Origin of the sequence: Faecalibacterium sp. DFI.5.82 (genome assembly GCF_029076575.1) — a bacterium.
In the GTDB taxonomy this organism is placed as follows: domain Bacteria; phylum Bacillota; class Clostridia; order Oscillospirales; family Ruminococcaceae; genus Faecalibacterium; species Faecalibacterium duncaniae.
This window is the reverse complement of the sequence record NZ_JARFIS010000332.1, coordinates 1-322: the sequence shown is the minus strand read 5'-3', so window position 1 is coordinate 322 and position 322 is coordinate 1. Positions and strand designations below refer to the sequence as shown.

Annotated in this window: 1 pseudogene; it reads left to right on the top strand. The window is 55.6% G+C overall.

The window, feature by feature from the left end:
• Positions 1 to 298 (top strand): annotated as a pseudogene (locus tag P0G09_RS16865) (UDP-N-acetylglucosamine 1-carboxyvinyltransferase); the annotation flags it as partial.
• Between the last annotated feature and the right edge of the window lie 24 nt (positions 299 to 322).

Here is a 322-nt window from a genome sequence, read left to right as displayed (position 1 = left end):
TATAAAATTGGAAAAGTTTGTTATTACGGGCGGCAAGCCCCTGCATGGCGAAGTTACCATTTCCGGTGCAAAAAATGCGGCTGTGGGCATTCGGCCTGCCACCAGTCTGGCGGCAGATGTCTGTGTGATCGAAAACCTGCCGGACATCAGTGATGTGGCAGTCAGCCTGAAGATCCTGAGCACCCTGGGTGCCAGCATCAAGATGCTGAACCGCAATACCTACGAGATCGACACCACCCACCTGAACAGCACCAACGTCACGGACGATCTGTCCCGCCAGATGCGTGCCAGCTACTAATTCCTGGGTGCGCTGCTCTCCCGC